This window comes from Methanoculleus oceani (assembly GCF_023702065.1).
GTDB classification, from domain to species: Archaea; Halobacteriota; Methanomicrobia; order Methanomicrobiales; family Methanoculleaceae; genus Methanoculleus; species Methanoculleus oceani.
In genome coordinates this window covers 573,045-598,037 of the sequence record NZ_QFDM01000002.1, presented here as the reverse complement: position 1 = coordinate 598,037, position 24,993 = coordinate 573,045, and the positions used below count along the sequence as shown (strand labels likewise).

The window sequence follows — 24,993 nt, the reverse complement described above, 5'->3', positions numbered from 1 at the left end:
GGGGAAACGCCGCCCTGCCAGGAGGCGTTCGTGCACAATTCGCACCTGTACTGGAGGGAGAGCAGGAGGGTTTCCCGGCACGGGAAGCAGGGCCGCAGCAAAAGCGATACGGTCGTCTGCTGTGACATCAAGAGCACGCTGTAGATCGAATGGTTCTTTCCTGTTCGTTCGGATGGGATCTGCCGGTCCCGGCACCCGGAACCGTGGGCCAGTATTTCTGCGAAATTATAATAATCTTGTAATATTATTGGCGCAGGCAGCCGTTTGCTCCGGTGACTCTCATCCGATCACCGGGACCGTGTGATCTCGCTGGAGAGCCATACAGGCATCCGGAATACGGGTGGGGTGACGGCAGCCTGAGATATTCAAGGGTGATACCATGATGCGAAGAAGAGCGGAAGGCGGTCCGCGGGCTCGTGAAGAGGCCGGCGGCACGCACAGGTACAAGATGAAAGAGCGGCTCATCGATATCGGGGATGACTACTGGATCGAGGACGCAGCGGGAGAGCGGGCGTTCAAGGTGGACGGAAAAGCGCTCCGCGTGCGAAACACCCTGATCATCCAGAGCAAGGAGGGGCAGGACCTCTACAAGATCCAGGAGAGGATGCTCCGTATCAAGGATACCATGGAGATCGAGAAGGGCGCAGGCGGTACGGCGGCGACCATCAAGAAGGCCCTGATCGCGCCGCTCCGTGACCGGTGGACGGTAACCGTCCCGGGGCAGGGGGACTGGGAGGTGCAGGGGAATATCCTCGACCACGAGTACCATATCGAGGCCGGGCGGCGGGAGCGGGTTGCGGAGGCCTCCAAAAAATGGTTCCGGATCCGGGACACCTACGGCGTGGAGGTGGAACCGGGATACGATGACGCGCTCGTTCTCGCCGTTACGGCGGCGATCGACCAGATGGCGCATTGAGATCCGGCTGCCGGGGGAGAATACCTGAGCGAAGGGCAATCAACAGGCCCGTCGCGGTAGCAGAGCAGGGTGCCGGAGGGCACGGAGCCCGGTTGGGGAGGAACGGCTCTTATACCGGAGAGTGTCCGGATATTCGGGCTCACCCAAAATATATGCCCATATTTTTATACTGTGTTGCCCATCAGGCTCCTGACCCGCCGCCGGTCTGCGCACTTCCGGAGAGACGCAACGAGTACAGGTAAAGGCGTTCTACCGATGCAATTGTATTGCAGCACGAGGGCAATCACGGGCTGCGGGCAGGCAACCTATGCATTTAGTCAAGGGGGAATAGAAAATGGCTGAAGTTATGTATGGACCGATGCAGCTCCTGGTCATCGGATTCAAAAACCCGGACTTCCACGGCCAGATCCGGCAGGCGCTCGGGTCGGCGATGGAAGCGGGTGTCGTCAGGCTGATCGATCTCCGGTTCGTGTGGAAGGATGCGAACGGCGACGTCAGCGCCATGGAGGCCACGCAGCTCGACGATACTGAGCGGCAGCGCTTCGGCGCCGCTGTCGGAGCGCTCATCGGCCTTGGAGCCGGCGGGGAGGAAGGTGTACAGGCCGGCTGGGAGGCCGGCACCATGGCGGCCGCCCAGCGGACCTTCGGGATGACCGAGGAGAATGTCCGCAAAATTGCGGATACCATCCCGAACGACAGCGCCGCCGCGATCTTCCTCATCGAGCACCTCTGGGCAAAGGACCTCAAGCAGGCGCTCCGGGATGCCAACGGCCACCTCATTGCCGATGGTATAGTCACGCCGGAAGCCCTCGTGCTGGCCGGAGCGGCGCTTCGTGAAGCGGTCGAGGCTGCTGAAACGGCGGAGAAGAAGCCGATGGCGGCACCGGCACGCTGAGAGTGGGTCAGTCCCGACTGCTCTCTTTTTCATCGGGGTATCCTGTCTCCAATACATATGCCGGACTGATGGGACATGCTTTCAGCGGTCTTACGCAAGTCGGCCCGAGCAACCTCATTGCCGGAGAGCCGGGAAGGTACCGCAGGGCGTGGAGTTTGCTGTCGGGTACATCCTGGAAAACATGGCAAGAGATATGTTTCACGTGAAGGGGGAAGGAATTAGCGTGGCGTCACAACCGGAAGGCGGATTTTGGCCCCTCGAAGACTATGGGCTGATTGGCAACAGGCATGCGGCAGCGCTCGTGAACAGCGCTGGCTCGATCGATTGGCTCTGTTGGCCCAGGTTCGACTCACCGTCGTTATTTGCAGGAATCTTAGATCCTGGTCGCGGTGGGAATTGGGTCACCCGGCCAACCTACGATTTTTCGAGCCGCCATCGATACTTGAAGGACACCAACATACTGGAGACGATCTTCGAGTGTTCGCAGGGGAAGGTTGCCCTGCTCGACTTCATGGACATGACCTGGTCCGAACAGGACGTGGAAGGCGGTCCGCCGGGGAAGCTGATCAGGATAGTGAGGGGGCTCGAGGGCGCTGTCGAGATGACGAGCATCTGCCGGCCACGGCCCAACTATGCCCGCGACGCCCCGGCGATCGAGCTGAACGGGAACGAAGCGGAGATAGGTCCGTTCGTGATCACCGGACCTCAGGGGTGGCTCAAGGACGAGACCGATATGTCGCTCTCGCAGACATTCGTCGTCCGTCCGGGCGAGCAGTTCTACTTCACCCTGGCAAACGATCTGGACAAGAGTCCTCTGGCCTCCATCTCCGCCGCGTTGCAGTCGACCCTGAACTACTGGAGGAATTGGGCAGAAACGTGCACCTACAGAGGACCGTATCGGGATATGGTCGTTCGAAGCGCTCTGGTCCTGCAGCTGATGACCTATGCGCCGTCAGGAGCCATCGTCGCGGCGCCGACGACCTCACTGCCGGAGGAGGTGGGAGGCGAGAGGAACTGGGACTATCGATTCACCTGGGTCCGCGACGGCTCGCTTACACTCTTCTCGTTGCTTCTTGCCGGCTATCACGACTTTGTGGAGAGTTATGCCAGTTGGATCTACAACACGGTGAACCCGGACGATATCAAGATTCTCTATCCGATTACACCCGATGGCCAGACGACCGAAGAGATTCTGGACCACCTGAGCGGATATCGAAACTCACGGCCCGTCCGTATCGGAAACGGTGCGGCGGACCAGCTGCAGCTCGATGTGGTCGGGGAGGCATTGGGTGCGGCCCGCTTCGCGTGGCGGGCGGGCCTCTGGAAGCCTCCCGAGGAAGGAAGACGAATCCGTGACGTTCTCGAATGGCTCATCGAACGCCGGCACGAACCGGACAGCGGGATATGGGAAGTTCGAGGAGGGCTCCGGCACTTTGTGTACGGAAAAGCGATGATCTGGTACGCGCTCGATGCCGCAATCGAGATCTTTGAGGGCCTCAAGCTTGAAGGCGATGTCGAGCGCTGGCGGGAAGAGCGGGACGCCATCCGCGAGGAGATACTGACAAAAGGCTGGAGCAACAGGCTGAACGCCTTCAAACAGTCCTACGAGGATGATCTTCTCGATGCGGCCAATCTCATGCTTCCCATCATCGGCTTCATCGATGGCAAAGATCCTCGCATGCTCTCGACGCTCGACGCGACGATGAAAGACCTGGTCGTCGATGGCCTCTGCTACCGCTACATCGACGCTCCCGAGGGCCTCCGCGGGAAGGAAGCGACATTCATCCTCTGCACCTTCTGGTTGGTCAGTGCTCTGATTCTCGCCGATCGGATCGAGGAGGCGCGTGAGATATATGAGAACCTGCTGGCGAAGGCCAGTCCTCTGGGCCTGTTCGCAGAGGAGATTGATCCGGCCACGGGGGAGCAGATCGGCAACTTCCCTCAGGCATTCTCGCATATCGGGGTGATCCACGCTGCGGTGACGTTCGCCTACTTCGCAAACGTCGGGGAAGTCGATCTCGAAGAGTGGGAGGCAGCCGCCAGGACGTACCGGGGCCGGGCCAGGGAGGAGATCAGACCAATGAGTGTGTGACTGAGGTGGGAAGATGAAAGCAATCACTGTTGAACCAAAGAAAGCAGGAACCGCACGATTGGAAGATATCCCCGAACCGGATATCCGAAACGGCTCGGTGCTCGTGGAAGCCATCGCCGTCGGAGTATGCGGAACCGATGCCGAGATCGTTGAAGGGAAATACGGCTGGGCGCCTCCGGGGAAATTACGGCTCGTGCTCGGGCACGAATCGCTCGGCCGCGTGATCGATCCCGGACCGGCGCCAGGGTTTAACGTGGGGGATCTCGTGGTGGGAATTGTCCGGCGCCCCGACCCGGTCCCCTGCGCCAACTGTGCGGTTGGGGAGTGGGACATGTGCCGCAACGGCCTGTACACCGAGCGTGGCATCAAAGAGGTCGACGGTTTCATGTCCGAGCGGTGGAGGATCGAACCCGGGTACGCGATGAAAGTGGATCCCACGCTGGGGATCCTCGGCGTGCTGCTTGAACCGACGACGGTTGTCGCAAAAGCCTGGGAGATGGCCAGGGCGGTAGGCCAGCGCTCGTTCTGGGAACCGGAGAATGCGCTCATAACCGGCGCAGGGCCCGTCGGCCTTCTCGCGGCCCTCATCGGTATGCAGGAAGGGTTGGATGTCCATGTTTTTGATCGCAATACATCGGGTCCCAAGCCCGATCTGGTGAAGGCCCTCGGTGCGACGTATCACTCGACAGCCGTCTCGGACGTTGGCTTCGAACCTGACATCATCATCGAGTGCACCGGTGTCGGGCAGGTCATCGCCCAGACCATTCACCAGGTGGCACCCGGCGGCGTCATCTGTCTCACGGGCGTCGGTGGAGGTGGCGCGGCACCTGCGGCGGTCACGGCGGACACCGCGGCGGCGGCGGTGCTGAAGAATAATGCCATCGTTGGAAGTGTGAATGCCAACAAGAGGCACTGGTACAAGGCCAGCAGAGCACTGGCCCGTGCAGATCGAGCGTGGCTGGCGCGCCTCATTACACGGCGGGAAAGACCGGAGAATTTCAAGGAGGCCCTGGTGCGACAACCCGGAGACATCAAAGTCATTGTTCAGTTCGCTGAGATCTGACCCGGGGGAGTTCTGCATCACGTCACATTAGAGAGGAGGATATAATGGCTTCAGGCTGGATCGACGTTTCGGTAACGCTGAAAACCGGCATGGTCACCTGGCCGGGTGATCCGCCGGTCAGAATCAGCCATGCCCTGAGCATGGAGCGGGGCGACCCGAGCACGGTGTCGCTCCTCGAGATGGGCGCACATACGGGCACCCATATGGATGCCCCCGCACACTTTGTCCGCGGTGGCACCGGGATCGGCGACATCCCGCTGGACGCAAGCATCGGTCCGGCACGGGTCATCCCCATCCGTGACCGCACGTCCATACAACCCGACGAACTGGCGGAGCATTCCATCCAGCGCAGCGAGCGGGTCCTCTTCAAGACCCACAACTCGGAGCACTGCTGGGATACCGACGCATTCGTTGAGGACTTCGTGTACATCTCGGAAGCAGCGGCCGAATATCTCGCCGAGCGGCAGGTGCGGTTGATTGGCGTGGACTACCTCTCCGTCGGCGGCTTCCATGCGGACGGGGTGAAGATTCACCGGACCCTGCTCAATGCCGGTATCTGGATCATCGAGGGGCTGAATCTGAAGCAGGTGCCGCCGGGCCAGGTGGACCTGGTCTGCCTGCCGCTGAAGATCCTCGGAGGCGACGGTGCTCCGGCCCGGGTGCTCGTGCGCCCTATGGATCGGTCGGCCGGGGAGATGCTGTGATAGGGCCCTGCATGGGAAACGTCGTGTCGGATGAGAGGTAGGACACAAAAAGGAGGAGATTGAATGAAAGTCATTATCGTAGGTGGGGTGGCCGGCGGGGCGTCGTGTGCAGCGCGCCTGCGCAGGCTGGATGAAAACGCCGAGATCCTCATGGTGGAACGCGGGCCGTACGTCTCGTACGCGAACTGCGGGCTACCCTACCATGTCGGTGACGTGATCGAGAAAGAATCGAGCCTGCTCGTGGCCAACGAGGAGCTCTTCCGTGCTCATTTCGCAGTCGATGTGCGCACCAATTGCGAGGCCATCGCAGTCTCGCCGGACAAAAAGACTGTGGACCTGCGGGATCTCGTGACCGGGGAGGTCACCACGCATCCGTACGACAAACTGGTGTTGTCGCCCGGAGCCGCTGCCGTCCACCCGCCGCTGCCGGGAATAGACCTTCCGGGCATCTTCCACGTGAAGACCGTACCGGACGCCCGGGAGATCCACGAGTGGCTCGAGAAGGGCACTGCATTTCTCTCCGGCATGGACCGGTACTCGGGATTCCAGACCCTCAGACCAAAAACCCGGGCTGTGGTGGTCGGCGGGGGGTTCATCGGTATCGAGATGGCGGAGAACCTGGTCCAGCGCGGCTTTGAAGTGACCCTGCTGCAGAAGCCTGATCAGGTCTTAAAGCCGCTCGACCGGGAGTTTGCCCGAGTCGTCGAGGCCTTTATGAGGAGCCACGGGGTCAACGTGATGCACGGCGACAGGGTGGTCGGGTTCAAGCAGGCCGAGCACGGCGCCATCAGCGTGGAGACCGATTCAGGCAAGACCTACGTGGGCGACGTGGTGATCCTCGCCATCGGTGTGCGCCCGGAGACCACTCTCGCAAAGATGGCCGGCCTTGCGATCGGCAAACTTGGAGGGATCCGCGTAGACGAGCATATGCGGACGAGCAACCCCGATATCTTCGCCGTCGGCGACGCCGTCGAGGTGAAGGATTACGTCACCGGCGAGTGGAGCCTGATCCCGCTGGCGGGCCCGGCCAACCGGCAGGGGCGCATCGCGGCCGATGTCATCGCGGGGCGCGACTCCCGATACCGCGGCACGCAGGGCACCTCGATCATCGGGCTCTTCGGCGCCGCCGTTGCATGGGTGGGTCCCAGCGAAAGGACGCTGAACGAAATTGGCGATACCGACTACGAAAAGATCTACATTTACCCGAATTCGCACGCAGGCTACTATCCGCAAGCCCGGCCGATCGCGATGAAGGTCATCTTCCGGAGATCCGACGGACGTCTGCTGAGCGTGCAGGCGCTCGGCCAGGACGGAGTGGACAAGCGGGTAAGCGTCCTTGCGGCTATGATCCAGATGGGCGCGACCGTTTACGATCTCGAGGAATCTGAGCTCTGCTACGCGCCCCAGTTCGGGAGCGCAAAAGATCCGGTAAACTTTGCGGGGATGGTCGCAGCCGACGTTCTCAGGGGCGATATGCCGCTCAGCCACTGGAATACCGCCCGGAATGAATTCCTCCTGGACGTGCGCGAACCGATGGAACTCGCCGTGGAGAGCGTGCCGGGAGCGCTCAACATCCCGCTGGGACAACTCCGCGAGCGTCTCGACGAACTCCCCCGCGACCGGGAGATCCATGTCTTCTGCCGTTCCAGTCAGCGCGCCTACTATGCAACGCGGATCCTCGTGCAGAACGGGTTCGACGCTAAAACCGTATCCGGAGGGATGCTCTCGCTTGCGCACAATTACCTCTTTGGTACGGGTGGGGGAGCGGAACCGGGGAAAGCAGTCGAACCGGTCGAAGCGAAGGAGGAAAAGAAGCCGATGGTTGCCCCGGCACGCTGAGGCGATGCCGGCACCGGCTCGCTCTCATTTTATCTCATGCCTGGAGGCCAAGGGCAACGGCGATCTCACCGAGGGCGGCCTTTTCCGGATCGCTGAAAGCAACACCGTGCTCTTTGGCTGCCTGAGCGACCTTTTCGCCTATCTGCAATAACCACTTCTTATAGGCCTCGGCCTCGTCCGGCGGTACCATAGCGAGAGCGGTGGCGGCGGATTTGCAGGCCGCAATGGTCCTGCTTCTATAGCCCATCTGATCCTGTTTCATCAGATTCTGCTGCTCTTTGATCAGATCCCTGGCTCTGGGTTGCATACCGGCAGAGACGAGGCCGACCAGTTCGCTTCCGCTCGCCGCTGCCAGCCGGGGCGGTTCTTCTATCATGGCTCTGGTCTCGCCCCATGCACCCAGGAGAGATGGTGCTGCGGCCATTACCGTTATGGAAACTGCGTACGGCAGGCTTTCAAGGTTTTTCCAATCATCGTCTCCGAAAGATTCCTTCATGAGCATGGACCCTTCGACGTTGTAACCGGATATAAAGAGATCTCCCAACGGATTCTGTTGCTCATGCGGGACGCCGGAACCGCAGGTCTGCTGTCGGGCATTCTTGCGATCTTCGTCTCCACCGGGGCCACGCTATCTTCCGGGCTGCAGAGGTTCGTGATCCCGGGAGTAATCGCATGAAGTCGCCTGCATGCAACGAATCCTTGCATCTGCCCGGGTTCCTGAAGGCGGGTATGAGTCCGGCGCGCTTTCATTGAGCCCTTAATCCCTCAATGCCCCCGGCCGTGCGCCGCCTCTTGAACGCAAGGATTCCATGACGAGAACTATAATCCTCAACGTCCAGAGATAGTGTTATTAACCCGGTCGCCAGCAAATCGATGCATCTGCAGATCTCTGTAGTGGCAATGCCGATCCCGGAGGGGAACAACTCCAATCGGTACCGGCAGATCCTGAGACGGGGCCGGATGATGGGGAGGAGAGAAGTTGAGCACGCTTGAGTCGTTTCTCGATGCGCTGCACCAGGGGGTCTTTCAGGTAGTCGTCCCGAAGGCTGTGGTGACCGAGCCGCTTGAGCCGGACTGGAAACGGTCGGCCATCAATGTGCCCAGCCCCGATACGATTGCCAGTTACCGGAAGGGCCAGTACCACGCCCATGAGACGGTGTCGGAGTACCGAGTCCACATGGACCGATACGACCCCGAGAAGAACCCCCTCATGCACCTGATCGATGACGCCCCCCTGGTTCTCATGCTTCATGAGACCATGGAGACCATCTTTGTAACGGGCAAAGACGCAACACGAAGCGATCCTCTGCAGCGCCTTGAAGACCAACGCGTGAGCTGGAAACTCCGGATGGGCCTGGGAGTGGTCCTGCTGGCTATTGGCGCCGTCCTCCTCCTCCTGGCATTTTACGAAACGGTGATCTTTTTCACCATAATCCTGCCCTCCCTGGTTCTCCTCATCGGTCTCCTCGCGATTATTAAGGGCATCCAGCAGAGTGACCGGAGAGAGGATGCAGCCAAGAACGTCATCCAGGGGAGTATGATGGCGGGTGCAGGAGTCGTTCTCTTCATCCTCTGGGAACTCTACCTCCTCCTCATTCTGCTGGTCCTCGCGATCTGGTTCTTTTCCAGTGCGGTTGTCACGCTGCTCCGGGTGGTTCGGGAGAGAAGGAATTTAACGAAGGGCTTCTGGTATACACTCGGGCTGGGCGTAAGTTCGCTGGTTCTCGGGATTCTCGCCATTACCCTGCCTGAGGAACTGGTCGAGCTCCTCATCTTCCTCCTCGCCGGGATCGTGCTCATGGCAGGTGTGTTTACGGTCCTGGATGCGTATGGGTTGAGAAATGCCGCCCGTCTGATGGAAGCGGGCTGCATTTCCCGGTGATCGTCCAGTTCACCCGGGGTTCCTGGCCCCGGGAGCGTATGCTGCTGTGGGGCTCGCCCCTCTGGATTGCACGGGACACTCCCCGGGCGTGCTGGAGGATGGGCGGCGTATCCATGGGTACCGGCGCATCCCCCTGCCTGGATCTCTGGAATGTCCGGGAGCACTGCAGCGTGGCTGCCTCGGATCCCGGTTGCGTTCGACAGGGCTTGTCGCCCTGCCCCGACCCCTATTGGAGCCGCTTTTACGTCCGGACCGATCAGGGTTTTACCAGTATGGCGTACTCGACGGGAGCACTCGACGCGACGGCAGGGTCCCGCACCACATGCAGGCCTTCCAGCGTGAAACCCGTCCCTTCGATGAGATCCTGCACGGAACAGAAACTCACGGGGGGCAGATGCCCCCGCCACGCGATCAGGGCTCGCAGGAGGAATGTTGCCTGGCCGATTCGCGGCAGGAGCAGTATGTTGGGGTTCGCGGTGATCAATTTACCACCCGGCTTTAAGATCCGGTAACTCTCCCGCAGGGCCTGCGATTTGTCGTCCACGCAGGGGATGACGAATCCGGAGAAGACCGTATCGAACGACGCATCCGCAAACGGGGTGTTCTGGCAGTCGACATTCCGGAACCGGACGTTATTGCACCCTTTCACGTGCTCTTCTGCTATCCGGAGCATGTCGTCGGAGAAATCCGTCGCAACCACGCTCTGCGCTCTCTCCGCCAGCGTCCTGGTGAAGTAGCCTGTCCCGCACCCGAACTCGACGACTGCCCCGAGGTTCTCCTCTTCCTTCAGCAGTTCATTGATGAGCGGGCGGGTGTTCCCCCCGAGCGTGGTATCCACCGAGGCGTCGTAGGTAGGCGACGTTCTCGACCAGAATTCCACCTTGTCTTTTACCATGTCCCCCTCCGAACTGTGTTCCGACTACTGTCAATAGGTTAAATTCTTTGGGTGGACGAGCGTACGTTCGCTAGAGGAGGCGGCCGAGACGATGATCCGGGAAGAAGAGGGGCGGTAGAACCGGCCGTTCCGCACCGTGCCTGCCCGCACAACAGCGCGTTACGATAAGAATCCATCATCTGCAAGAATCCCTTTTATCGTGTCCACCAGGGTTCTTGCCATAACAATTGCGCTTTCTGCATCGGTATGGGTGACGATGGAGCTGACATCGTACGTGGCCATATGCCGCTTTCTCCGCATCCGGTCGAAGACGGCAACCTCATCCTGATTGAGGTGATACCCCAGGAATTCCTTCACGGAAACGTGCCCTTCACCGCCCTTCGGGCGGTAGCCTCCGGCAAACATCAGTGCTCTGCCTGCCGACTAAACCGCGTTGTAGGCGATATTGTATGCCCATTCATTGCTGATCGCAAGGTTCATCTCGGCAGCACGAAGGTCTCGTTCGGCGATATCGATCGCTTCCCTGACCGTTCTCCGATCGATGGGTATCCTCTCAATCTTTCCTTCCATCTCCAGCCGTTTTACCATAGCATCCCTCGCCCTCGATCATAATCTTTGGCCCGTTCAGGACATTGGTGATGAACGGGTCCGCCTCAGCGACGCGTCTCTGCAGTTCTTCTTTTGTTACCAGCGTGTAATTGATCGCCCTTTGAAGAGTCCTTTCACTCTCGTTGAGCAGGGGGATCAGCCGGTTTTCATCGACATCCCCGACGATGAAGAGGTCGATATCGCTCTTTGCACCTGCGCTTCCTTTCGCGAACGAGCCGTAGATGAATATGCAATCGACATCTCCGATGTCGCCGAGCCGCTCCTTCAGGGTCTGAGCGACCCCTTCGGTCTTGAGTACCAGTCTCTGCAACTCGGGGTAGAGGAAGAAATCCCGGTCGACAGAATAGTATGTCTGGTTCCCCTTCACCTCCGACATCAATAGTCCGAACGATTCGAGTCTTGCGAGTTCCTTCCGGACAAGCGCGTAGTTCTTCCCGACAAGCCTCTCGATCTGGCGTATGTAATACTCCTTGCCGGGATTCATAAGGAACAGCGTGAGCAGTCTCACTCTCGTCTCCGAGGTGATGAGGACTTCAAGCATGTATGAGGATGGGCCTGTTGATTATAAAAAGGTGCTCTTTTGATTGCTAAATATATCCAATTGGGTGTTTATTGTAGTCAATTGAATGCATTATGTACTCGAGTGGTGGCGTATGGCAATCATATGTGGGGAGGGGTTTTGTCGGGCTCCGTGGTATCAGTATCCATTCCTATTATGCGGTGAAACCGACGAATCTCCGGACCAAACTTGGTTCCCTGGAGGATGGCGGTTGAAGCGATGATCCGGGAAGAGGAAGGGCGGATACGGTAGAGTTGGCCCCCTCCCCCGCGCTCAGCCGAGCATCGTCCGGACCCGATCTACTATCGCACCTGCCGATGCCACCACATCACCGGCATCGCTCCCTGAGTAAACGCATCCGTAGTCCGCACCTTCACGCGTGCGCATGGCGAAGCTGAAGTCTTCGAGTACCGATGCCGGGAGAAGGCCCTCATCGACATAGAGAGCCTCGACGGCATACCGGAGGCAGGAGTGGCTCTTCTCGCGGTACCCCCTGGAGAAGACGAGGGCGCGAAGGGCGTGGAACTGTGCATAGTACCCCTGGATGATCGCCCATTTTGCATTTCCCTCCGCAAGAGTTCGCTCTGCAGCGACCAGATCCTCCCCGGCCTCACGCAACTCTTTCGCAACCAGCTCGGGGTCGTTAGGGATGCGACAATCTTTCCCCGCTGCAGGCACTGTTCAAACCGGTATTTCATTCCGATTCCTCGATCAGAACTTTTCCGGCAAGAATGCGCTCGTAGAGAGCCGGGTCGGCGGTCTTCAGAGCCCGGAACCCGCCGGGCGTAAGGATGAGCGGCGAGATCTCGCGGTCGAGCCCGGCCCCAAGTGCGGCGACGCTCTCCGCCGCGGTCCCGGCATCGCTCGTCTCAATGAGGAGGTCGATATCGCTCTCGTGGGTGTCGTCGCCGGTCGCCGAACTCCCGAAGAGGATCACCCTCGTCGCATCCCCCCGCAGGCGGAGGACCAGCGGGTTGAGTTCGATGAGCGTGGCACAGATCTTCACCTCGCGGAGGAGCGGACTCTCCATCGCCGCCCGGTAGATCGCAAGGCGCCCCCGCTCCTCGCGGTGCACCAGACCGGCATCCGCGAGGCTGACAAGCGTCTCACTGACCGAACCCACCCCGAGCCCGAGCAGCCGGGCGATCTCGCGGACGTAGTATCCGTCGCGATAGTGCCTCCCCAGGAACCGGAGGAGCACGAATGAGGTCCCGGAGAGACCGTTCGCCTCATTGAACATATGTTCATTTTTATGAACTATGACCATTTGAAGTTGTTGGTGTGGGCGGGGCGGCAGAGTGGCCGGGTATACCCTCGTATCTGGAGTATATGGTTGAGTAGTGCTTTGAGCCCCGGCCGCCTCGGGGGTCGCGGGCCGGGGTTGCGGCGGTACCGGCTGTCGACACAGAGACGAGAAGGGATACGGAAACCAGGGGGAGATGCATGGGGCAACCGGAGATAACGACATCGGGAAGTGCTGCAGAACCGGGAATAAGGTGGAAACACGTAAGGCAACCGAGGATAATAGCATCGAGGGATGCTTCAAAGGCATGCAGACCTTGGGAAGCAACGAGAGAGATCCGAAACAGGACACACGGAAGGAACAGAGCAGGGTAATGTATCTATGACGGAGGGGAGCGCTGCCCGGTTGGCGGGAGCAGTTCTGGCCAGGTTCATCGCGGGGCTCATTGTCGTAGCCCTGCTCCTCTTCGTTCCTGCCGGTTCGATCCATTACTGGGAGGGGTGGCTTTATCTGGGCGTTCTCTTCATACCCATAGCCTTTGTAGGCCTGTATCTCCTGAAGCACGACCCGGAGCTCCTCGAACGGCGCATGAAGACGCGGGAGCAGGAGAGCGAGCAGAGGACGATCATAGCGCTCTCTTCGATCATTATCATCGTCGGCTTTGTCATCCCGGGCCTCGATCACCGGTTCGGATGGTCGGACCTGCCGGTCGCCGTAGTCCTCGCGGCCGACGGAGTGGTTCTCCTCGGGTATTTCATATTCTTCCTGACAATCCGGGAGAACAGTTACGCGGCCCGGGTGGTGGAGGTCGATGCGGGGCAGAAGGTGATCGAGACCGGCCCCTACGCCGTCGTCCGCCATCCCATGTACCTGGGAACGATCCTGATGTTTCTTGCAACGCCGCTCGCCCTCGGGTCCTTCTGGGCGTTCTTCGTATTTCTCCCCGTGCCCGCACTCATCGTTCTCCGGATCCGGAACGAAGAAGAGGTTTTAGTGAGGGAACTGCCCGGGTACTCGGAGTACCGGCAGAAGACGCGCTACCGGCTGGTGCCCGGGGTGTGGTGAGGGGTTGGCAACGGGGGGAGAGTTGCCGGCCAATCTCTCGAAGCGAATGCGGGCTGCTGTTCTGCACTGGATACTCATCAAGTAGCAGCAGTTCCGGCCATTAGGTAGTGAGGATCTGGGAAACTACTCAAAAAGTTAAATCAATTACTTTTTCTTGTTTTGTTTTTAAGTAAAAAACATGGAAAATAGTATCCCTCAATACTCTCCCCAAAGGAAATTAGCAGTTCTAATTGATGCTGATAATGCCCAGCCGAGCATCATCAAGGGGCTTCTTGAGGAAATCGCAAAATATGGGGTAGCAAGTGTCAAGCGGGTATATGGAGATTGGACTACATCGAACCTTACGGGGTGGAAGGATGTCCTCCTCGAGTATGCAATCCAGCCCATACATCAGTTTGCATATACAAAAGGGAAAAATTCCACTGATTCCGCGATGATAATTGATGCAATGGATTTGCTCTATACCCAAAAATTCGATGGTTTTTGCTTAGTGTCCAGTGATAGCGATTTCACCCGTTTAGCCTCAAGAGCTCGTGAAGCGGGTCTTTTTGTGCTCGGTTTTGGTGAACAGAAAACGCCGGAACCATTCATGAGAGCGTGTGACAAATTTATTTACAGCGAAATTCTCCGTGAAAGTGAATCCCCAGCTCAACCGACAGACGAATCATCGTCCTCAATAAAATCTATCAAAGATATAAATGAACTGAAAGGAGATCCCCGGTTCGTTCAGCTTCTCAGAACTGCGGTTGAGGATTCGTCTGGCGAAGATGGCTGGGCAAATCTGGCGAATGTTGGCCAGAATATCACGAATAAAGTCCCGGATTTTGACTCCAGGAATTATGGATTTAAGAAATTGGGGGATCTCTTTAAGGCAACAGATCTTTTCAAGATTGATGAACGTGAGTTACCCAATTCCCCGGCAAAGGCCGTGTTTGTCCGTGACAAAAGACTAAAGAAATAAAATCCCATTACTTTGACGAAGATGAGGTTTTTCCTCTCTAATCTGGGGAGTGTTCAAACCCCGATTGTGTCACCGAAGACGGTAAAGAATCGGGTTTCAACTTCAAAACAATATGCTGCTAAGGGGATTCGAACCCCTGTCGTCGGCGTGAAAGGCCGACATGATTGGCCCCTACACTATAGCAGCCCATGCAATGTGCTATACAACTTCGATGCCGGGAGATAAAAAAGTTATGTCGCGGGAATCCCGGCCGACCGCCCGGAGACCGGGGCTTCCTGCCCGGGAACCCGGCCTGCTCACTTGTAGATTGGGCTTCCCTCTCTCTGGGTGGCGGTCTTGAAAGCCGCCATCAGCTGCCGGGTGACGGGGCCGGGCTTGCCGTTCCCGATGATCCGGCCGTCGATCTCGCGGATCGGCCCGACCTCGGCCGCGGTCCCGGTGACGAAGACCTCGTCGGCCGCGTAGAGGTCGTAGTAGCCGAGGTTCCGCTCGAGGAGGGTGATCCCCATCGACTGCGCGATCTCGAGCACGACCTGGCGGGTGATGCCGCGCAGGTTGTTCAAGGTCGGCGGGGTGATGATGGCGCCGTTCTTGACGACGAAGATGTTGTCGCCCGAGCCCTCGGAGATGTTGCCGTGGATGTCGAAGAAGATCGCCTCGTCCACGCCGCGGTAGTTCGCCTCGATCTTCGCGAGGATGTTGTTCAGGTAATTGAGGCTCTTGACGTTCGGCGGCATCGCCTCCGGCGGGGTGCGCCTGACCGAGACGCAGACCGCCCGGAGGCCCTTCTCGTAGAGGTCGCCGTACATCGCGCCCCAGGTGACGGCGATGACGATGACGGTCGGTTTCGCGCACTTCCGGGGGTCGAGGCCGAGGTCGCCCTTGCCCCGCGTCACGATCGGGCGGATGTAGGCGTCCTTTAAGTCGTTCCGCCGCAGGGTCTCCTTGATCGCCTCGGCAAACTCCTCCCGCGTGATCGGGACGGCGAGGTCGATCGTCTTTGCCGAGTCGTAGAGCCGTGCGAGATGCTCGTCGAGACGGAAGACCCTTCCGTTGTAAGCCCGTATTCCCTCGAAAACGCCGTCGCCGTAGAGGAGACCGTGGTCGAAGACCGAGACCTTCGCCTCCTCCTCGGGGACGTATCTGCCGTCAAGGTAAATGATCATGTAGTCAGTGTAGTCTCGATTTGTTTGTATGTTTTGCGTTTCGTGCCCCGAACCCTCCGCGACGACCGGAAACGGTGCGCCGGCCGGCACCGGCCCCGGGGTGCCGGTCCCCGCCCCCGCGGCCTCCCTGGCGGAGCCCCGGGGCTCTGCGGGTTGCGAAGAAAAGTGTTGCCGGGATCCCCTCAGCCCCGGCAGCAGTCCACGAAGTGGGCGAGCATCCCCCGGCTCGCCACCGGGTGGAGGTGCGTGTAACTCCCGAGTGTCCGGTCCCGCACCGCACCGTCGAACCCCCCCCGGATCCCGCTCCCCCGGGTCAGCCGGTAGGCGTAGCGGGTCTCCGGGGCAAGGCGGACGCTGCTGTAGTGGAACTCGTGCCCCTTGAACGCCGCCTCGCCCATGGGGCTGTTGGCCCCGCTCGTCCCCACCACGTAGCCGAGCATCCTGCGGGCCGGCATCCGGGTCTCTCCCGAAAACACCCCGGCGAGTTCGTAGGTCTTCTCCGTATCCGCGTCCATGAATCCCGTGGCGAGGACCATCCGGTCGGTGAGGTAGATGAGCCCCCCGCACTCCGCGTAGATCGGGGTGCCGTTCCGGGAGACCTCGCGGAGCCCCTCCCGCATCGCGGTGTTCGCCTCGAGTTCGGGGCCGAAGAGCTCCGGGTAGCCGCCGCCGATGACGTAGCCGTCGGCCTCCGGCAGGGAATCGTGGACCGGGGAGAACGGGACCACCTTCGCCCCGCACGACGCGAGGACATCGAAGAGGTCGGCGTAGTAGAAGTTGAAGGCCTCGTCCAGCGCGACGCCGATCCGGACGTCCGGATCGACTGCCGCGTAGAGGGAGCTCTCCTCCGCTGGCGGCTCGCCCTCTTTCGCGAGCGCGAGCAGGGCGTCGAGGTCGAGGTGCCCGGCGATCATCCGCTTCACCGTCGCGATCCGCGCGAGGAACTCCCCGTGCCCCTGCCCCTCCCGGTAGGGGACGAGGCCGAGGTGGCGCATGGCGAGTTCCATCTCCGCCGTCCGGGGGATGGAGCCGACGACAGGGATGCCGCAGTAGTGCTCGATCGCACGGACCGCCTTCTCCCGGTGGCGCGTGCCGGTGACGTTGTTCAAGATGACCCCCCGGATGTCGACGTCGGGGTCGAAGGCCTGGAAGCCCTTCACGATCGCCGCTGCGCTCCGGGTGATGCTCCGGGCGTTGATGACGAGAACGACCGGCAGGTCGAGCTGTTTCGCGATCGCAGCCGTGCTCCCGAGGTCCGTGAGCGCCTCCGCGCCCTCGAAAAGCCCCCGGACTCCCTCGACGACGGCGATATCCGCTCCCCGGCAGCCGTGCGCAAAGACCGCCCGGACCTCTTCTTGGCTCATCACGTAGCCGTCCAGGTTCCGGCAGGGCCGCCCGGTCACCCCCGCGAGGTAAGAGGGGTCGATGTAGTCCATCCCCACCTTGAAGGTCTGGACGGTCCCGGTGGCCGAGAGGAGGGCCGAGAGCGCGAGGGTGATGCTCGTCTTCCCGCTTCCGGACCGGTCGCCGCCGACGAGGAGCGACTTCATCGCATGCTCCGCAGGACCGCCCCGAACTCGCTCTCGACGATATCCCGGACGCCGAGGGTCTTGGGGTGCAGGTCGATCTCGACCATGACGTGCCGGTGCCCCATCTCCCGGAGCGGCGCCACCTGCCGGGGGCCGTTCGTGACCGAGAAGACCTCGATACCTTCCGTGTACTCCGGCGGGACGGCGTGCGGCACCCCGACGAGGAGGGCGAAGTCCGGTTCGAGCTCCCGGATCCGCTCCCCGATCGCGGGGCCGTTTGCCCCGTACTCGTCCAGCGCCCCGAGGAGTCCGGGGTCGACCCCTCGCTCCCGCATCCCGGCGAGGATCCGCTCGGCGTCCTCCCGCACCTTCGGGAGGCCGCGGTCTTCGAGGTTCGCGAGGTAGGTGATCCTGCCCCCGGGACAGAGATCGTGGAGGGCGAGGAGTTCGTCGGCGAACATATAGGCGGTCTCTTTCTTCGCGTTCATGACCGCGACCCCGGTGGCGCCGGAGTCCGCGAGTTCCGCGAGGCGTTCTGCCGCGACGTGCTTGAGATCGCCGCGGGACGGCTCGATGTAGTTCCGGGACGCCGCTCCCCGCAGCCGCTCCACCTCGTTTGCTTTCGCCAGAAGATAGCGCTGGCGTTCCAGTTCGTCGGCGCTGATCCAGCCTGCGGCCGCCGCCGGCTCGAGCGTCGCAATCACACCGTCGATGTTCTCCCGGAACCCGGCGTGGATGTCCACGGCGATCGCCGGCGTCTCGATCCCTGCGTCCTGGATCGCGGACTGGAGGTCTTCGCCGATGATCATCGAGACGCACGTCCCGACGACCGCCACCCGCCGGGGGAGAAATGTCTCCTCCGCGTAGCGGAGCACCCGCATGAGGGGGTCGTGCCCGCCGAAGATGAACTCGTTGTCGGCGAGCGATGTCGTCAGAACCCGCATGCCGTCCTCTTCGAGGAGACGGGCGTGCTTGAAAGAACAGCCTGACGGGCCGTGGAGGATCGCCAGGTCCACCCCCAGGTCGCGGGCGGTATAGAGCGCCGCAACGATGGAACTCGGTCTCGGTTGAATGTAGTCCATATGGTTATCTCCACGTCTTTACTGCGAGGACGATCGCGCCCGCCGGGGTGATGCTCCGGGCGATAGCGAGCCCCGCGTCGATGGTCGCCGCCGGATGCCCCTCCCCGACGTAGACGGTCGCCGCCGGTTCGATGGCCGCGACCGTCCGCCGGACGTCCTCTGCCGAGAACCCCTCGCAGACCGCCCGTGCCTCCTCGCCGATGACTATGGTCAGGGGGCCGTTGCCCGAGAGTTCCCTCGCGTAGCGGGCGGCTTCAACGGTGGTCGCTATATTCGTCCCGCTGTTTGCGTTGTCGAGGATCAGGAGGTCCCCTTCCCGCCTGGCCGCCATCCGGCCGGGGAGGGCGGCGAACCGCCCGAGGGGAGATGGATCGACCCCGAGCACGCAGGCGGTCGCGGCCGCGAGCATGAGCGGCGTCCGGTATCCGGCAAGGGTGCAGAGCGGGTTAGCGAAGGCGCCGGAGATCCCGTTCCCGGAGAACCGGCAGGTCTGCCCCTCGAAGGATACCATCCCGTCGGCGGCCGTCGCTCCCGGCAGATCGATCCCGGGCGGGAGCACGATCCTCCTTGCCCGGGAGAGCAGCCGGCACTTCTCTGCTATCGCCTGCTTCTTCCCTGCCGCGATCGGGTAGTCCTCCGTCGAGGTCAGCACCGCCACGTCCCCGGCGCCGGTGACCCCGAGCGACTCCTCGGCGACCAGCCAGCCCCCGATCCGCTCCGCCTCGTGCGCCGCCGCTATCAGGGAGGCGGGCGTGATGCTCTTCTTCCAGAGCAGTTCCCGCTCCGGGTAGCGGTAGGTCCCGGTCGAGGTGTGGAGGATGCCCGGGCCCGGGAGCAGCGAGGCGAGGGCATGGGCGGTGGTGGTCTTTCCCCGTGCCCCGGTGATCTCGATGAACGGATGAGGCAGCCGCTCCTCGAGGACCCGCTGCACCATCTCGTGGTGCGAGACCGCGGGCCCGTGCCGCCGGAGGAGGGGGTGGTCGGGGTCGAGGTGGACCGGTGCGGTGACGAGATCGTAGGTGCGGACGAGTGCCTCCTCGATGGAGGTGCCGGCCTTCCCGCGGTAGACGTCCACCTCGTCTGCCTCGTGGCCGGCACCACGGAGTGCCCCGGCGAGCTCAGCCCCGCCGTGGATGGTATCCAGCACCAGGATTCGCATATCCTTCAGGATTTCAGTTCGGCGATCGCGTCGGACGCGTTCTTCAGCATCAGTTCAGCAAGGAGCGGGTCGCTGCCGATGGGGCTTGCGTAGACGAGCGGCACCGTCTTACCGTTCAGCTGGAACGTGCCGTGCCGGCCCCCCTCGGGAAGGCCGAGGAGTTCGGGGATGTCCTTGTTGATGTGGACGCCTTTCGCGAGGAAGAGCGGGACGACGACCAGCATCTCGATATCCTCCTTCCGGAACGCCTCGAGTTGATCCTCTACCGTCGGGGTGTTGAGGCTCATGAAGCCGGGTTTGACGAGGTACTCGTCTGTCTTTTTGGCGATGATCCCTGCGGTGGTCTCGATCAGTTCCTTATTGTAAGGGAGTTTGCTGCCGTGCCCGACCAGTAACATTCCTTTTCTACCCATATGTTACAAGGTACTACGATACTATATTAAAATAATTACCGATTGTTTTTAAGGCCCCGATCCAAAACTTATGTGATGGCAAACTTCGAACGGGAGATCACCTACTGCATCAACCGATTCTTCGCCCACCGGCGGGTTCACGGGTTCGCCTACCGGCTCAAGCAGAGTAAATTCAATACCCAGTATGTCGATGTCCTCGTGGACTCCCTCGACCCCCGCTACTACCTGGCCATCGAGTGCAAGTCGATATCGGGCAAGAAGATCTACTTCTCCCAGCACTTCCACTCCGACAAGAACAACGTCCACCAGATAGACGCGATCACCGATTTCATCAAAAAGACCGGCCGACGCGGATTCCTCGCCGTCGAGTTCCGGTTCGGTGCGGGGAGGGCGAAGGAGGCATATCTCATGCCCTGGGATACGGTGCTTGGATATTACGGGAACGTGCCCGGCATCTCTATCGACGATTTCCGGCTCTGCTGTACGCTCTCCCGCTCCGGTGAGGAGTATGATCTCCCGGGCCTGGATACAAATCAATATCCTCTCTCACCACCAACAGATGGAGAAGTATGATGGAAGCATATGATCGTTTTGAACTCCTCATAAACGATCGGGTCGTGAAAACACCTGTAGCAATCGCATCCATGGCCGGGATCGTGGATGCTGCCTACGTCCTCGAGCGGGCGGCTCATATCGGGGCTGCCTTCATCGGCGGCTACTCCATCGACGGCCCCACCCTCGACGCGAGCCGGCGGATGGCGGGAGAGGGCCGGAAAGAGTTTTTATACGACGATCCTCTGGAAGCACTGGGAAAAGAGATCGATGCCCTGGAACAGAGCGATGTTGTAGCGGGGATCAACCTCCGCGGGAGCACTCCTGCAGCCTACGCCGAGGTTGCCGGGGCGTTTGAAAACCGCGTGGTCTACGAGATCGACGCCCACTGCCGGCAGCCCGCGATGCTTGACGCAGGCTGCGGCGAGCACCTCCTCAAACATCCGGCAAAACTCGTGGAGATCGTCCGGGCCTTAAAAGCGGCGGACGTGACCGTCTCGGTGAAGATGCGGGCAGGTGTCGCCGCGAACGACGCCGATCTCGCCCGCACCGTCTGGAAGGCGGGGGCGGATATCCTCCACGTGGACCTGATGGACTTCGGGCACAACAAGGTCCGCCAGATCCGCAACGCCTCTCCCCTGATACTGATCGCAAACAACTCCATCAACACCTTTGATAAGGCGATGGACGCCTTCTCCCATGGCGCCGACCTCGTCTCGCTTGCCCGGCAGTCTGACTCCTGGACGCTCGCCGGCCTCGATGCCGCCATCGCCCGGTCCGCCGATGAAGGCGGCTGGTACAACGCCCCGAAACAGCTCTGCCGCGGCGGCGATATTCGGGCGCTCGCCTTCTGCTGCATGCCGGTGAAGGCCTGCCCCCTCATTCCGACCCTCGAGAAGATCGGGCTCTCGCGGAACGACTACCTGAAAGCCAAGCAGGAGGCGGTAAAGGGGACTCCGCTCGACGACGGGAAGAACACCTGTTTCGGGAGCCTCGCCTGGTGCTGCAAGATGAGTTCTCCCTGCATGTTCCGGAACATGACGCTTGAGAAGAAAGGCCTCTCTGCGCGGGAGTACATGCGGTGCAAGCACCGCCTCTCCGAGAAGATCCTGCACAGGGTATTCGATGGAGAAGAAACCGCCGATGAATCGAGCTGAACGTGCACAGATGGCGATGATGCTCGAGGTCTGCGCCTATCCTAAACCCGGGAACGTGGACCGGTGCCACGACTATCCGGACACCCGCCTCGAGCATTTCCTCGCCTCGGCCATCCTCGCGGGACCCGTCTTCGATGCGGCCGAGAAGACCGGCGGCCGGGTCGGGAGCCTGATCCGGGAGGCGGTCCTGCGTACGAACGACCATGCCGGTGGGAACACCCACTTCGGGGCGTTCATCCTCCTCATCCCGCTCGTCCTCGGGGGAGATATCGGCGGGGCACGGAGAGTCGTCGCCGGCACCGATGTCGAGGACGCGATCGATTTCTATGCGGCGTTCGGCCTCACGAGGGTCCGGATGGCCGAGAGCGACGACCTGGACGTGAACGACCCGGCATCGACGGCCGCGATCCGGGAGCGGGGGATGACGCTTGCCGACATCATGGCCTACTCGGCACCCCGGGATATGGTCGCCAGGGAATGGACGAACGGGTTTGCTCTGACCCGACGGTGCGCGGACCTGCTGCATTCGCACGGGAGCGGGCGTGAAGCGGTCGGCGCATCGTTCCTCGACCTCCTCGCTTCGGTGCCGGACACCTTCATCGCGAAGAAGCACGGGGAAGCGGTAGCGGAGAGGACGATGCAGTGTGCGGGCGAGGTGCTCGGCGGGGCGCGCGATCTCCGTGCCTTCGACGCCGAGTGCGTCTCCGCCGGCATCAACCCGGGCTCGATCGCCGACATCACCATCGCCGGGATATACGTGGCGCTCGGGGAGGGATGGCAATGGGACTGCTGACCGAGGGGATCAACGAGGTGATCGCGACCACCGACCAGAACGCCGCCCCCATGGGGATCATCAACCGGAGCGGCTCCCTGCACATGGTCCTCTTCCGGGGGAGCCATACGGCGAGGAACATCGCCCGGGACCGCTGGGTGGTGGCGAACTTCGTCTTCGACCCGGTGATCTACGTCCGGACCGCCTTCGACGACCTCCCCAAGGAGGCCTTCGTCTCCGAAGAGATCGACGGAATGGTCGTCTCCCGCCTCCGCGACGTGGAGGCCTGGGCCGCGTTTGCCGCCGACGTGGAGCGGTCGAGCGACGAGGCGATCGTCGTCCGGCTCGTCCCCTTCCACGAGGAGGTGCTCGACCTGCGGCTGCACCCGGTGAACCGGGGCTTTGCAAGCATCGTGGACGCTACGGTCCATGCCACCCGCTATATCAGGAGCCGCGACCCGTGGCTTAAGCGGCTGATCGAGCATCATACCGGCCTCGCCCGGAAATGCGGCGGCTCCCGGGAGTGGGAGGCGCTCGAACTCCTTGAAGGGTATATCGGCGACCTGACCCGCGAGTGACGGTTTTTCTTGCCTCCCGGCCTGCATTCCCGGTCCCGAAGAGGCCGTGCGGCGGGGCCGGACCTCGCCGCACGGGGTGGAGGCGCGTATCCCCCTCTCCGGTTTTCCATAATTCTTGATTTATAATAATCCATATATACGATGACATACCACGAAGGGCCCCTACAGAGAGGTACCTGGTATGGCGAAGATCTTTGATGCGTTACAGAATGATGGGCGGTTTGGCAGGCTCGTCGAGATCATCCGGACCCTCGGCGAGGAGAAGACGCTGCAGGGCGAGGGGCCGATGACGTTCTTTGCCCCGGTCGACTCGGCGTGGGATGCGATCCCCGAGCCGAACCGGGCGATGATCTTGAACGACAGGCAGATGCTCTCGCATCTCATCGACTTCTTCACGATCGGCGGGCATAAGTGCACGCTCGATGCGCTGCTCGCGAGGAATGTCGTGCAGACCGTGGAAGGGAACGTCATCGCAGTCAGGAAGACCGAGCGCGGTACGCAGGTGGACGAGGCCGTCGTGCTCGAGGGGGACATGGAGGCGGAGAACGGCATCATCCATGTCCTCGATAGCATCCCCTTCGTGACGCTCTCGCAGGCCTTCGAGGCCTACGCAGCGAGCGAGTAAGCCCGGGCGGACTGCGGTCCGGCCGAAGATCCCTTTCTTTTCCGCAGGGTGCGGGGTGTTTTCCCTTGTTTGGCCGGAGAGGGTACACAGATTCGGCACCTATCTCCCCCGATCGCTGCCCCCGGGGCCTCGGAATATCATGTCCGTAATTATATATATCTGGCTGAATGATCCCGGTCTTCATCCGGAGGATTACCCATGAAGAGTATCTTTGAGACAGCCCGGGAAGACGACCGGCTGAGCACCTCCATCAGGCTGATACAGGTCGGAGGGGTGGCGGAGACCCTCCGGGGAGAGGGGGAGTATACGGCACTGTTCCCTACGAATGAGGCGTATTCCGGATTCTCCGGAGAGATGGTGGACGTCATCACGGACGACCGGGAGAGGCTCGCGGATATGATCCTGTACCATGTGATCCAGGGCAAACTCACCACGCACGAACTGGCACGGATGGAGGCGATCAGGACCCTGCAGGGGGACCACCTGGATATCTCGGGGCCTCCGGAGGCGATGCGGCTGAATGACGCCGCCGTCCTCCAGCCCGACGTCGAATGCACGAACGGCATCTATCACGTCATCGACAGGGTGCTCATGCCGCGGGCGGTCGAGGCGCGGGTGAGAAGACTGGTCTGAGGCCGGAGAGGTGCGTATGCACCGGGTGCGTCCGGCGGCGAGGATTGGGCGAATGACGGAAACCGGCCTCTGCACGCCTCCCAAAGCCGGTAGGGCCCACCCGTAATTATATATACTCTCGCCCCTCCATCTCCCGCCGGAGTTGGTTCGCATGAAGAGTATCCTCGCGACCTTGCGGGAATCGGGCTCGTTTGCCACGTTTCTTGACCTTGTACAGGCAGCCGGCATGGAGGAGCGGTTGAGCGCCGAAGGGCCCTATACCCTCTTCGTCCCGGACGACGATGCGTTCCGGGCGGTGCCCCGGTCGGAACTGGACGCGATCCGGGAGAACGTCGACAGGCTTGCTGATACCCTGAATTACCATATCGTCCCGGGGGTGCATTCCATGATCGACCTCCTGGGCATACGGACCCTGCGGTCGCTCCAGGGGGAAGACCTGACGGTGGAGGTTGCGCCGGAGGGGGTGCTGGTCAACGACGTGCCGGTGGTGGAGTCCGATGCGTGGTGCACCAACGGCCTCTGCCATGCGGTTTACGCGCTGCTCCTGCCTCCGGTTGCCAGGACGGCTGCAGTATAGGCGAATACAGGGTCGGAGCCGCCCGGC

Annotated in this window: 28 protein-coding genes and 1 tRNA gene; 16 read left to right on the top strand and 13 right to left on the bottom strand. The window is 61.2% G+C overall.

Going from position 1 to position 24,993, the window contains the following annotated elements; translation table 11 throughout:
• The first annotated feature begins 379 nt into the window (after positions 1 to 379).
• The 6 genes from DIC75_RS07975 (at position 380) to DIC75_RS07950 (ending at position 7,509) form a co-directional block, all read left to right on the top strand.
• Positions 380 to 916 (top strand): LURP-one-related/scramblase family protein, encoded by a 537-nt coding sequence (locus DIC75_RS07975; RefSeq protein ID WP_250987497.1) that lies wholly within the window; start codon positions 380 to 382, stop codon positions 914 to 916.
• Between the two features lie 334 nt (positions 917 to 1,250).
• The gene (locus DIC75_RS07970; protein WP_250987496.1) at positions 1,251 to 1,811 is read left to right on the top strand and encodes a DUF1269 domain-containing protein; all 561 of its coding nucleotides are present in this window, start codon (positions 1,251 to 1,253) and stop codon (positions 1,809 to 1,811) included.
• Between the two features lie 181 nt (positions 1,812 to 1,992).
• Complete coding sequence (locus DIC75_RS07965; protein WP_352151652.1) at positions 1,993 to 3,903, top strand: glycoside hydrolase family 15 protein; 1,911 nt, start codon at positions 1,993 to 1,995, stop codon at positions 3,901 to 3,903.
• Positions 3,904 to 3,916: 13 nt separating this feature from the next.
• A complete protein-coding gene (locus DIC75_RS07960; RefSeq protein ID WP_250987495.1) occupies positions 3,917 to 4,966 on the top strand; it encodes a glucose 1-dehydrogenase in 1,050 nt (349 codons plus the stop codon).
• A 44-nt stretch (positions 4,967 to 5,010) separates the two neighbouring features.
• The gene (locus DIC75_RS07955) at positions 5,011 to 5,670 is read left to right on the top strand and encodes a cyclase family protein (protein WP_250987494.1); all 660 of its coding nucleotides are present in this window, start codon (positions 5,011 to 5,013) and stop codon (positions 5,668 to 5,670) included.
• 63 nt (positions 5,671 to 5,733) lie between these two features.
• Positions 5,734 to 7,509, top strand: coding sequence for an FAD-dependent oxidoreductase (locus DIC75_RS07950; RefSeq protein WP_250987493.1), 1,776 nt, complete (start codon positions 5,734 to 5,736; stop codon positions 7,507 to 7,509).
• A gap of 34 nt (positions 7,510 to 7,543) precedes the next feature.
• On the opposite strand, the gene DIC75_RS07945 is transcribed toward DIC75_RS07950, so the two are convergent.
• A complete protein-coding gene (locus DIC75_RS07945) occupies positions 7,544 to 8,011 on the bottom strand; it encodes a hypothetical protein (RefSeq protein ID WP_250987492.1) in 468 nt (155 codons plus the stop codon).
• Positions 8,012 to 8,488: 477 nt separating this feature from the next.
• Between DIC75_RS07945 and DIC75_RS07940 the strand changes: the two genes are divergently transcribed.
• On the top strand, positions 8,489 to 9,391 hold the full coding sequence (locus DIC75_RS07940) for an HdeD family acid-resistance protein (RefSeq protein WP_250987491.1): 903 nt from the start codon (positions 8,489 to 8,491) through the stop codon (positions 9,389 to 9,391).
• 256 nt (positions 9,392 to 9,647) lie between these two features.
• On the opposite strand, the gene DIC75_RS07935 is transcribed toward DIC75_RS07940, so the two are convergent.
• The 6 genes from DIC75_RS07935 to DIC75_RS07910 all read right to left on the bottom strand — a co-directional run bounded on the left by DIC75_RS07935 (position 9,648) and on the right by DIC75_RS07910 (position 12,694).
• The gene (locus DIC75_RS07935) at positions 9,648 to 10,286 is read right to left on the bottom strand and encodes a class I SAM-dependent methyltransferase (protein ID WP_250987490.1); all 639 of its coding nucleotides are present in this window, start codon (positions 10,284 to 10,286) and stop codon (positions 9,648 to 9,650) included.
• A 159-nt stretch (positions 10,287 to 10,445) separates the two neighbouring features.
• Positions 10,446 to 10,691, bottom strand: a complete 246-nt coding sequence (locus tag DIC75_RS07930) for a hypothetical protein (RefSeq protein WP_250987489.1) — start codon at positions 10,689 to 10,691, stop codon at positions 10,446 to 10,448.
• Positions 10,692 to 10,709: 18 nt separating this feature from the next.
• Positions 10,710 to 10,856 (bottom strand): hypothetical protein, encoded by a 147-nt coding sequence (locus DIC75_RS07925; RefSeq protein ID WP_250987488.1) that lies wholly within the window; start codon positions 10,854 to 10,856, stop codon positions 10,710 to 10,712.
• The gene (locus DIC75_RS07920; RefSeq protein ID WP_250987487.1) at positions 10,840 to 11,436 is read right to left on the bottom strand and encodes a nucleotidyltransferase domain-containing protein; all 597 of its coding nucleotides are present in this window, start codon (positions 11,434 to 11,436) and stop codon (positions 10,840 to 10,842) included. Before DIC75_RS07920 ends, DIC75_RS07925 begins: the two co-directional genes overlap by 17 nt.
• A 291-nt stretch (positions 11,437 to 11,727) precedes the next feature.
• Positions 11,728 to 12,132, bottom strand: a complete 405-nt coding sequence (locus DIC75_RS07915; protein ID WP_250987486.1) for a HEPN domain-containing protein — start codon at positions 12,130 to 12,132, stop codon at positions 11,728 to 11,730.
• Positions 12,133 to 12,148: 16 nt separating this feature from the next.
• The gene (locus tag DIC75_RS07910) at positions 12,149 to 12,694 is read right to left on the bottom strand and encodes a nucleotidyltransferase domain-containing protein (RefSeq protein ID WP_250987485.1); all 546 of its coding nucleotides are present in this window, start codon (positions 12,692 to 12,694) and stop codon (positions 12,149 to 12,151) included.
• Between the two features lie 384 nt (positions 12,695 to 13,078).
• Here DIC75_RS07910 and DIC75_RS07905 point away from each other — a divergent pair, with 384 nt between their 5' ends.
• Together DIC75_RS07905 and DIC75_RS07900 are read left to right on the top strand one after the other, a co-directional pair.
• Positions 13,079 to 13,762 carry a methyltransferase family protein gene (locus DIC75_RS07905; RefSeq protein ID WP_250987484.1) on the top strand — a complete coding sequence of 228 codons (684 nt, stop codon included), beginning with the start codon at positions 13,079 to 13,081 and terminating at the stop codon, positions 13,760 to 13,762.
• Between the two features lie 178 nt (positions 13,763 to 13,940).
• The gene (locus DIC75_RS07900; RefSeq protein WP_250987483.1) at positions 13,941 to 14,723 is read left to right on the top strand and encodes an NYN domain-containing protein; all 783 of its coding nucleotides are present in this window, start codon (positions 13,941 to 13,943) and stop codon (positions 14,721 to 14,723) included.
• A 113-nt stretch (positions 14,724 to 14,836) separates the two neighbouring features.
• On the opposite strand, the gene DIC75_RS07895 is transcribed toward DIC75_RS07900, so the two are convergent.
• The 6 genes from DIC75_RS07895 to cfbA all read right to left on the bottom strand — a co-directional run bounded on the left by DIC75_RS07895 (position 14,837) and on the right by cfbA (position 20,072).
• Positions 14,837 to 14,909: transfer RNA gene (locus DIC75_RS07895), tRNA-Glu, on the bottom strand.
• A gap of 110 nt (positions 14,910 to 15,019) precedes the next feature.
• Positions 15,020 to 15,889, bottom strand: coding sequence for a branched-chain-amino-acid transaminase (gene ilvE / locus DIC75_RS07890; protein WP_250987482.1), 870 nt, complete (start codon positions 15,887 to 15,889; stop codon positions 15,020 to 15,022).
• Between the two features lie 182 nt (positions 15,890 to 16,071).
• On the bottom strand, positions 16,072 to 17,439 hold the full coding sequence (gene cfbB, locus DIC75_RS07885) for a Ni-sirohydrochlorin a,c-diamide synthase (protein ID WP_250987481.1): 1,368 nt from the start codon (positions 17,437 to 17,439) through the stop codon (positions 16,072 to 16,074).
• On the bottom strand, positions 17,436 to 18,500 hold the full coding sequence (gene cfbD, locus DIC75_RS07880; RefSeq protein ID WP_250987480.1) for a Ni-sirohydrochlorin a,c-diamide reductive cyclase catalytic subunit: 1,065 nt from the start codon (positions 18,498 to 18,500) through the stop codon (positions 17,436 to 17,438). The genes cfbB and cfbD overlap by 4 nt, the downstream gene beginning before the upstream one ends.
• Before the next feature lie 4 nt (positions 18,501 to 18,504).
• Complete coding sequence (cfbE, locus tag DIC75_RS07875) at positions 18,505 to 19,659, bottom strand: coenzyme F430 synthase (protein WP_250987479.1); 1,155 nt, start codon at positions 19,657 to 19,659, stop codon at positions 18,505 to 18,507.
• Positions 19,660 to 19,664: 5 nt separating this feature from the next.
• Entirely contained in the window at positions 19,665 to 20,072 is a 408-nt protein-coding gene (cfbA, locus tag DIC75_RS07870) for a sirohydrochlorin nickelochelatase (RefSeq protein ID WP_250987478.1), read from the bottom strand.
• Between the two features lie 75 nt (positions 20,073 to 20,147).
• Between cfbA and DIC75_RS07865 the strand changes: the two genes are divergently transcribed.
• From DIC75_RS07865 to DIC75_RS07835, 7 genes are all read left to right on the top strand, one after another.
• On the top strand, positions 20,148 to 20,645 hold the full coding sequence (locus DIC75_RS07865; protein ID WP_250987477.1) for a Holliday junction resolvase: 498 nt from the start codon (positions 20,148 to 20,150) through the stop codon (positions 20,643 to 20,645).
• Entirely contained in the window at positions 20,642 to 21,781 is a 1,140-nt protein-coding gene (locus DIC75_RS07860) for a methanogenesis marker 9 domain-containing protein (protein WP_250987476.1), read from the top strand. The genes DIC75_RS07865 and DIC75_RS07860 overlap by 4 nt, the downstream gene beginning before the upstream one ends.
• Positions 21,768 to 22,574, top strand: coding sequence for a triphosphoribosyl-dephospho-CoA synthase (locus DIC75_RS07855; protein ID WP_250987475.1), 807 nt, complete (start codon positions 21,768 to 21,770; stop codon positions 22,572 to 22,574). The genes DIC75_RS07860 and DIC75_RS07855 overlap by 14 nt, the downstream gene beginning before the upstream one ends.
• Complete coding sequence (locus DIC75_RS07850; protein ID WP_250987474.1) at positions 22,562 to 23,131, top strand: DUF447 domain-containing protein; 570 nt, start codon at positions 22,562 to 22,564, stop codon at positions 23,129 to 23,131. Before DIC75_RS07855 ends, DIC75_RS07850 begins: the two co-directional genes overlap by 13 nt.
• A 181-nt stretch (positions 23,132 to 23,312) precedes the next feature.
• Positions 23,313 to 23,756: a fasciclin domain-containing protein gene (locus DIC75_RS07845; protein ID WP_250987473.1), complete on the top strand. Its 444-nt coding sequence runs from the start codon at positions 23,313 to 23,315 to the stop codon at positions 23,754 to 23,756.
• 198 nt (positions 23,757 to 23,954) lie between these two features.
• Positions 23,955 to 24,389, top strand: a complete 435-nt coding sequence (locus tag DIC75_RS07840) for a fasciclin domain-containing protein (RefSeq protein ID WP_250987472.1) — start codon at positions 23,955 to 23,957, stop codon at positions 24,387 to 24,389.
• Between the two features lie 151 nt (positions 24,390 to 24,540).
• Positions 24,541 to 24,966 carry a fasciclin domain-containing protein gene (locus DIC75_RS07835; RefSeq protein WP_250987471.1) on the top strand — a complete coding sequence of 142 codons (426 nt, stop codon included), beginning with the start codon at positions 24,541 to 24,543 and terminating at the stop codon, positions 24,964 to 24,966.
• Positions 24,967 to 24,993 lie beyond the last annotated feature (27 nt).

Bases quoted from the DNA above. Each gene is read 5' to 3' on its own strand.
- DIC75_RS07920 (WP_250987487.1), bottom strand. From the start codon at position 11,436: ATGCTTGAAGTCCTCATCACCTCGGAGACGAGAGTGAGACTGCTCACG.
- DIC75_RS07935 (WP_250987490.1), bottom strand. From the start codon at position 10,286: ATGGTAAAAGACAAGGTGGAATTCTGGTCGAGAACGTCGCCTACCTAC.
- DIC75_RS07860 (WP_250987476.1), top strand. From the start codon at position 20,642: ATGATGGAAGCATATGATCGTTTTGAACTCCTCATAAACGATCGGGTC.
- DIC75_RS07955 (WP_250987494.1), top strand. From the start codon at position 5,011: ATGGCTTCAGGCTGGATCGACGTTTCGGTAACGCTGAAAACCGGCATG.
- DIC75_RS07900 (WP_250987483.1), top strand. From the start codon at position 13,941: ATGGAAAATAGTATCCCTCAATACTCTCCCCAAAGGAAATTAGCAGTT.
- ilvE (WP_250987482.1), bottom strand. From the start codon at position 15,889: ATGATCATTTACCTTGACGGCAGATACGTCCCCGAGGAGGAGGCGAAG.
- cfbE (WP_250987479.1), bottom strand. From the start codon at position 19,659: ATGCGAATCCTGGTGCTGGATACCATCCACGGCGGGGCTGAGCTCGCC.
- DIC75_RS07905 (WP_250987484.1), top strand. From the start codon at position 13,079: ATGACGGAGGGGAGCGCTGCCCGGTTGGCGGGAGCAGTTCTGGCCAGG.
- cfbA (WP_250987478.1), bottom strand. From the start codon at position 20,072: ATGGGTAGAAAAGGAATGTTACTGGTCGGGCACGGCAGCAAACTCCCT.
- DIC75_RS07970 (WP_250987496.1), top strand. From the start codon at position 1,251: ATGGCTGAAGTTATGTATGGACCGATGCAGCTCCTGGTCATCGGATTC.
- DIC75_RS07950 (WP_250987493.1), top strand. From the start codon at position 5,734: ATGAAAGTCATTATCGTAGGTGGGGTGGCCGGCGGGGCGTCGTGTGCA.
- DIC75_RS07855 (WP_250987475.1), top strand. From the start codon at position 21,768: ATGAATCGAGCTGAACGTGCACAGATGGCGATGATGCTCGAGGTCTGC.
- DIC75_RS07845 (WP_250987473.1), top strand. From the start codon at position 23,313: ATGGCGAAGATCTTTGATGCGTTACAGAATGATGGGCGGTTTGGCAGG.
- DIC75_RS07945 (WP_250987492.1), bottom strand. From the start codon at position 8,011: ATGCTCATGAAGGAATCTTTCGGAGACGATGATTGGAAAAACCTTGAA.
- DIC75_RS07965 (WP_352151652.1), top strand. From the start codon at position 1,993: ATGGCAAGAGATATGTTTCACGTGAAGGGGGAAGGAATTAGCGTGGCG.
- DIC75_RS07930 (WP_250987489.1), bottom strand. From the start codon at position 10,691: ATGTTTGCCGGAGGCTACCGCCCGAAGGGCGGTGAAGGGCACGTTTCC.
- cfbD (WP_250987480.1), bottom strand. From the start codon at position 18,500: ATGGACTACATTCAACCGAGACCGAGTTCCATCGTTGCGGCGCTCTAT.
- DIC75_RS07910 (WP_250987485.1), bottom strand. From the start codon at position 12,694: ATGTTCAATGAGGCGAACGGTCTCTCCGGGACCTCATTCGTGCTCCTC.
- DIC75_RS07840 (WP_250987472.1), top strand. From the start codon at position 23,955: ATGAAGAGTATCTTTGAGACAGCCCGGGAAGACGACCGGCTGAGCACC.
- cfbB (WP_250987481.1), bottom strand. From the start codon at position 17,439: ATGAAGTCGCTCCTCGTCGGCGGCGACCGGTCCGGAAGCGGGAAGACG.
- DIC75_RS07960 (WP_250987495.1), top strand. From the start codon at position 3,917: ATGAAAGCAATCACTGTTGAACCAAAGAAAGCAGGAACCGCACGATTG.
- DIC75_RS07850 (WP_250987474.1), top strand. From the start codon at position 22,562: ATGGGACTGCTGACCGAGGGGATCAACGAGGTGATCGCGACCACCGAC.
- DIC75_RS07865 (WP_250987477.1), top strand. From the start codon at position 20,148: ATGGCAAACTTCGAACGGGAGATCACCTACTGCATCAACCGATTCTTC.
- DIC75_RS07975 (WP_250987497.1), top strand. From the start codon at position 380: ATGATGCGAAGAAGAGCGGAAGGCGGTCCGCGGGCTCGTGAAGAGGCC.
- DIC75_RS07925 (WP_250987488.1), bottom strand. From the start codon at position 10,856: ATGGAAGGAAAGATTGAGAGGATACCCATCGATCGGAGAACGGTCAGG.
- DIC75_RS07835 (WP_250987471.1), top strand. From the start codon at position 24,541: ATGAAGAGTATCCTCGCGACCTTGCGGGAATCGGGCTCGTTTGCCACG.